Genomic DNA, 6,391 nt, shown 5'->3' on the forward strand with positions numbered 1-6,391 from the left:
CGACTGCGTTTCATTCGTCCGTATCCTTCTCGATCGGACTCTACTTTTAAATGGTTACATTTTCGGGGGGCACGTCACGGTCTTTTAATATTCCATTTTTTGCCAAACCTCTCGACTTCAGCAGCGGTTTCGAATTTCAGAATGAAACCCAGTCTCTGGGGGCTGGTGAATATAATTCTTATGTCGGGTCTGGCTCTTCTGGTCTGGTCGGGTATTTGCCAGTTGATGCGAACAGTTCATCGCGCCATAGCTTTGCGGGATATGTCGGGCTGGCGAGTAAAGTTACAAAAAACTGGACTGTTGACCTGGCAGGAAGAATAGAGAGTTACTCAGATTTTGGGAAAAATTTCTCGGGCAGATTTTCAACCCGTTACGACATAACGAATAATTTTGCGTTCCGGGCGACAGTTAGTAATGGCTTCCATGCTCCCAGTCTGGTGACTGAGTCTTACTCAAATACATCTGACCATAATGGTACGTCCTATATGCTGGCGCAACCCACATCGGGTGTGGCGCGGGCGTTAGGAGCGTCTCCGTTAAAACCGGAGACGTCTCGTGATTTTACGGCGGGTCTTGTTTATAGCCCCGAAAAATCAGTCAATCTCAGTCTGGACGTTTATGAAATTGATGTGGCCAATCGTATTGGCACGTCTGCCGATATTGGAATTGACCGGAGCACGGGTGTTGCGCTGGATGGGAGTGGTAATGAATTAACAACTTCTCAAGTGAATCAAATTGAGACTTTACTGAACAGCGCAGGCATATCAGCCGGAAATGGTCTGATTGCCCATTATTTTACAAATATTGGCAATACCAGAACGCGCGGTCTGGATTTTACGGCTGATGGTCACCATGCTATCGGCGGTGGCACATTCCGATGGACTGCGGGTGTGAATATTAATGACACCCTCGTCACCAAAAGAAATGCTATTCCATCTGTGCTTCAGGGGTTACCTAATATTGGTATTCTCTCTAAATCGACAGAATATACATTACGATATCGCTCTCCGCCTGATAAAGAAATTGTTTCTTTAAGCTATCAATATGGAAAGTTCTCCATATTTGTAAGGGAAACTCACTACGGTGCTCTTAAACGCTATAACGATGTGACTGGTGGAAGCTATAATATTACGCCGTCTTTCGTAACGGACCTCAATATTGGGTACGATGTTACAAAGCGGGTCAATGTTACTGTAGGTGCTAATAATCTTCTGAATCAGTATCCAAGCAAGATCCCTAAAAGTGCAATCCCGGCCTACAATTCGCAATTTACCGGTCTGTATGACAATAGCGGGCCGCTGGGTGTGCTTGGTGGCTACTACTACGGACGCGTATCCGTAAAACTCTGAAAAATTCTATGATTTTTTGAAGGAAAAACTGATGTCAAAGCATGATCAGCCTCAGGCAGAAAACGTGTCCCCGACAGCTATCGACGATATTGATCGCGAATGGGCTAATCTGCTCTCGCCGGGACGGCGGCAATTATTGGGGCGTGGAGGGCTGCTTGCTGGTGGTGGGCTTCTTGCGTCAGCGCTGGGCGCAGGAAAAGCATTGGCTCAGGCGGTTCATGGCGACGGAGCCGCGCCGCCGCCCGGACCTTTTGAGGTTCCGCATTTGCCGGGGCATAGTCCGTGGGGTGAACATCCTGAGCTGGAAGCGACCACCCGCCCACCGGGCTTCCGGCCGAATGAAGACCCTCTTCCCTCAAAGCCGCGACCTTATACAGATATTAAAAGCTATCATGCTCATATTTACTTTAATGAAGATAATTACCAGAAAGCAGCTCTGCTCAGAAAATGGTCTGCTGAACGGTTCAGAGTTGAAATGGGGCATTGGAATACAAAGCCTGTCGGGCCGCATGTTACACCCTCTTTTTATTTTGGTTTTAGTAATGAGCAATTACCAGTGATCGTGCCGTGGTTGCAGTTAAATAACCTGGATCTGACAATTCTTATTCATCCCAATACGGATGATCCGCGCTCAGACCATTTGTATTATGCTTTGTGGGTAAACAGAGCTCAGCCGGTTAATGCATTTGGTATGAAAAAACCCGGAAAAGGGCAGCCTGCGGTCGAGCAGATTTACCCCAATACTCACCCCACTATTAAACCCGAAGTCTGAAGGGATCTGGTTGTGAGAGGTATGAGGGGTATTTTGTCTCTCATGCCTTTCTCTATAAGTCTCCTATCTTTGCGACTGAAGATTGAGTTGGTTGTGATGCAGGAAGTCACAGGCACATGGAGGGGTAGGAGATTGGCCGGTCTCCTAGGCTTAGGACTCATTCTTTAGGATAGAAGATGAAGCTTGCTGCGATTTGGATTGCGGACATGAATGTATGAGCACAGCGGTCGTATCGTGTTGCCACCCGTCGCCAGTCTTTCAGTTTCGCGAACATGTTTTCGATCAGAGGGCGTTTTTTATACAGATGCCAATTGTAAGGTGGCTTTGATTTCCTGTTCTTCTTCGGCGGAATACAGGGGGTGATGTTCCGGTCTGCGAGAGACTGTCTGATTGTATTGCTGTCGTATCTCCGATCACCGATGACGTCCTCTGTCTCATTCGACAGGTCCGCCAGCAGCACATCAGCACCTTTGAAATCACTGACCTGTCCAGCAGTCAGATGAAGGCGGACAGGTCGGCCCTGATCATCGCACATGGCATGAAGTTTTAAGTTTAGGCCGCCTTTTGTCCGTCCGATATGGCGGGGAAAGCCCCTTTTTGAGCAGGGACACCGATGTTCGGTGCGCCTTGAGATGTGTTGCATCGATCATCAGGCGCTTCGAACGGCCAGCCTGTTCTGTCAGGGCGACAAAGATCCTGTCAAAGACACCCCGACGGCCCCACCGGATAAAGCGGTTGCATAAAGTCTTGTGCAGACCATACGCTGTCGGAGCGTCTTTCCACTGAAGACCGTTATGGATGACATAAACGATCCCGCTCAGAACAGGCCGATCATCCACGCGGGGCACTCCGTGTGCCAGAGGGAAAAATGTCTCAATCAGCCTCATCTGGCTCTCATACAGCAAAAACACGTCACTCACAGCCTCACCTCCATCGGTACGCCTGTGCATTACAACCTCTCGTTCAGTTCAATAAATTAATAGGTCCTGAGCCTAGTTTGTTTTGATCCTCAGTGGGCTCGACGGAAGCGGATAATGCTGCGGGACATCTTACCACCGCCCCAGTTCGGCATTTTCCGCCAAGGTGTTATGACGCGGGCAAATTCGTCATCCACAGTTACGGTGCGGCGTTGTTCGGTGCCGACCCACTGGGGGGCCCAGGCGGTTTCGACCGTGGTAATCCACTGGTTTTTCTCGATACGGTAGCGACCGATATAGGCGACCAGCGTGTTCAGAAGCGTCATATGATCATCTTCTGTTTCTGCGGGTGTTCGGTTGCTGCCTTCCAGATTGAAGGCCACCCAGTTGTCAGGTGTGAAGATGACTCGGCCGCGCGGTGTGGCCCCCATAGCATCAATGAATTCGCCGGTTTCCTGCAGTTCGACCTGATAGGAAACAAGCTGCCATGTGCCGATCAGGGCTTTCTTGAGCTCGTCATCAACCAGTTCGGATAAAGGGTTGTTTTTCTTATCCGAAACAGCGTTATCTGTCGGGACGGATTCCATATCTGCCAAAACGAGGCTTTTCTTCTGAACGATATTCACGTCATAACTCCTCTGATTTCAGTAGAGTATGCGCTCAAGAAATGGTGATCTGGTAGCAGCTTTAAAAACAAAACGCTTTTTCAACAGAAGCAACAATGGACAAGTGGTATGCAGGGCGAAGCCAGCGATCTGAGATTTTTTACTAACCTTGTTGATGCAGGCAGCATAACTGCCGCCGCTCGCGCCGTGGGCACGTCACCGGCTGCTATCTCCCGAAAACTGGCAACCCTTGAAGCACGACTTGGCGTGACACTTATTATCAGAACTACCCGCGTCTTTCGTCTTAGCGAGGCCGGGCAGGTTTATTACAGCCGGGGGATGGCCATTATAGAGGAAATTGATGTCCTTGAAAATGAGATTGCTTCGGCCAGTAGCGAGCCGCAGGGTAATCTGATTGTGGGAGCGCCCATGGAATTGGGGCGTCGCCAGATTGCCCCGTTTATCGAAGCGTTCAGCGAGCGTTATCCCAAGCTCCAGATCAGTCTTGTGCTGGCTAGCGAAGGCATACACGATCCTGGTGATGGCCTGTTGGACATTAATATCCGTCTGGGTTTGCCGGATACGCCTGGGTCGATTGTTACCCTTCTGGCCACGACACGGCGAGTACTTTGTGCTTCTCCGACCTATTTCGAGAAACGGCCTGTGCTGCAGACACCCAATGATCTTGCCAGCCATGATTGTTTGTGTATCCGGCGACAGAAGACGATGACAGTCCTTAATAAATGGGCCGTAGGTAATGAGCATGACAAGCATGTGGTGACGGTGAGCCCTAAATTTTCGAGTACCAATTGCGAGATCATTCATGACTGGGCCGTGTCCGGGCGCGGCATTGCCTATAAACTACTGAGTGATGTTTATCGTGATATCGCCAGTGGGCGTCTGGTCCGGATCCTGCCTGATTTTTACGGTGAGAAGGTTGATCTGTATGCTGTCATGTTGCCGTGCCAACAGTCTAACGCCAATGTACGGGCTTTTTTGGATCTGTTGCGGGAGTTTTTCCGTGACGCGGACGGGTTTGGTGATGAGCTCGCTAGGGATGAAACGCGTTAAAAGTGGTTGTCGGTCTATCTTGTTTAATGACCGCTGATATCGTGACGTCCGTGCTCGATACTGATGGCCGTATTTTAAGTTGTGAGGCACGGCGGGCTAAAGACCAAAGAGTTCTTGAGTGACCCGCCGGCTGGCCGAGATGCTGGCAGTCAGATTGTAGGTAGTTAGTAGCTGCTCAGAATCTCTCGGATATCATACTACAAACTCTGCTCTCCCGTCCTGTTCCAGTTCTGGAATGCGATATTGCTGCTGTTCAGGCTTGTCTTGCCGTTATGGATTGCCTGTTGCGTTGAAGAGAAGAGACCTCGATTAAAAATCAGTAAAATATTATGCTTGTAAATAATTTAATTTTATTCCAAAAAATTTAATTAATTGTAGTATTGTAACGTAAAAATCAACGAGTATGCATTTCTTGATGCGCTGAAAATAACCGTTTACCGAAGAAGCATATAATACTCATTATGAAGAAGGATTTATATAAAAATTTTCAATCATTCTTGGATATTGTTGTCAGATCAATGCGGTCGGAAAATATGGTTGGGAGCGGGCTCGAACTTCATGAGATCATGCCATAGGTAAACAGGTCCAGAGAAGGCGTTTTTTATACCGGCTATGTAGTGGCTTTCTCCAGTTTCTCCATCGAGTCCCGGAACAAGATGAGTCAGGATCACGGATTTTACATGGGCCTGTGATGCTAGTTGTCCGACTTGTAACGGTGTCATATGTTCTGAAACCATATGCTGAAGCAGAGCATCGTTTTCAGAAATAGAAGAATGGAGATAATGGCTTTTTAGATACGCTCGTGTTGCCTCCTCATCAATCACTTCGGAGATTAGTACGTCTGCACCGTGAGCGTGATTGATGACAGTCGCAGTCAGACCGGTATCTCCAGTAAAATAAAGCGTCTCATGAGGAAATTCGAAACGGAGCGAGAGTGAGTCAGCGCTGCGAGAGGTTTCTCCATGATAATGCGTATTCACAACGGAAGTTAAATGGAAGTCTTTTCCGTCAAAACCTTTTAAAGGCGCTTTTAGCACGACAGGTCTGAGCGTGCTGCAGGGGGAGGGGGCTGCATTGATGTGTCCCGTACGTGCCTGTCTGGCTGGTTCAAGAAAACGACAGATTCCGGCGGTAATATCCTCTACACCCGGTGGTCCCACGATGAACATCGGAGTATAAATACGATTGACCCAACGGGTGCCGATCAGAGCCGGCAAATCTCCTGTGTGGTCGATATGGTAGTGTGTGATGAAAATTGCGGTGATTGATGAAAGCGGAATATGTGCCGCAGCAAGTCTTTGCAATGTCCCATTGCCTGCATCGACAAGGTAGGTCCGGGAGCCGACGAGAATAGCTGTCGATGTTTCCGCCCGTTCGCTTCTGGCAATGGGCCCGCCACCCGTTCCGAGTGTCACAATCACTGGTTCGTCAGAGTCGGATAGCAAGACGTGTTGGGGATATCCCCTGACAGGCAGAAGAGTCAGAAACAAGGTTGAGTAGAACGCCAGATTTGTATGCCAAATCATTCTTCAGGATTTCCTCTTCTGACAGTCTGTATCCGGGCGCCAGAGGTGACGCCGGATTTTCAGAGTTTCATCAGGTGGAGGGTTCGAAAAACCCCCTGGTTTTGAGTTCTTCTGTATGCTTCCATTCCTCCGGTTCTAATTGAGGGAATGG

General features: G+C 48.8%; 6 protein-coding genes. 3 read left to right on the top strand and 3 right to left on the bottom strand.

Annotated elements, in window-relative coordinates:
* The first annotated feature begins 50 nt into the window (after nucleotides 1-50).
* Entirely contained in the window at nucleotides 51-1,349 is a 1,299-nt protein-coding gene (locus JK199_RS15570) for a TonB-dependent receptor domain-containing protein (protein ID WP_212377629.1), read from the top strand.
* 31 nt (nucleotides 1,350-1,380) lie between these two features.
* Nucleotides 1,381-2,121, top strand: coding sequence for a DOPA 4,5-dioxygenase family protein (locus tag JK199_RS15575; protein WP_212377632.1), 741 nt, complete (start codon nucleotides 1,381-1,383; stop codon nucleotides 2,119-2,121).
* Between the two features lie 157 nt (nucleotides 2,122-2,278).
* Here the strand turns inward: JK199_RS15575 and JK199_RS15580 are convergent.
* Nucleotides 2,279-3,041, bottom strand: a protein-coding gene (locus JK199_RS15580) for an IS5 family transposase (RefSeq protein WP_408742403.1) whose coding sequence is annotated in 2 segments (ribosomal slippage) — nucleotides 2,279-2,723 and nucleotides 2,722-3,041 — 765 coding nt in all. Because the reading frame shifts where the segments join, the coding sequence is not laid out codon by codon here.
* Nucleotides 3,042-3,130: 89 nt separating this feature from the next.
* Nucleotides 3,131-3,664, bottom strand: a complete 534-nt coding sequence (locus tag JK199_RS15585) for a lipocalin-like domain-containing protein (RefSeq protein WP_212377635.1) — start codon at nucleotides 3,662-3,664, stop codon at nucleotides 3,131-3,133.
* Nucleotides 3,665-3,772: 108 nt separating this feature from the next.
* Here JK199_RS15585 and JK199_RS15590 point away from each other — a divergent pair, with 108 nt between their 5' ends.
* Nucleotides 3,773-4,714 carry a LysR family transcriptional regulator gene (locus JK199_RS15590; RefSeq protein WP_212377638.1) on the top strand — a complete coding sequence of 314 codons (942 nt, stop codon included), beginning with the start codon at nucleotides 3,773-3,775 and terminating at the stop codon, nucleotides 4,712-4,714.
* 515 nt (nucleotides 4,715-5,229) lie between these two features.
* Here the strand turns inward: JK199_RS15590 and JK199_RS15595 are convergent.
* Nucleotides 5,230-6,240, bottom strand: coding sequence for an MBL fold metallo-hydrolase (locus JK199_RS15595; RefSeq protein WP_212377641.1), 1,011 nt, complete (start codon nucleotides 6,238-6,240; stop codon nucleotides 5,230-5,232).
* Between the last annotated feature and the right edge of the window lie 151 nt (nucleotides 6,241-6,391).

Source organism: Acetobacter persici (genome assembly GCF_018256955.1).
Classification (GTDB): Bacteria; Pseudomonadota; Alphaproteobacteria; order Acetobacterales; family Acetobacteraceae; genus Acetobacter; species Acetobacter persici.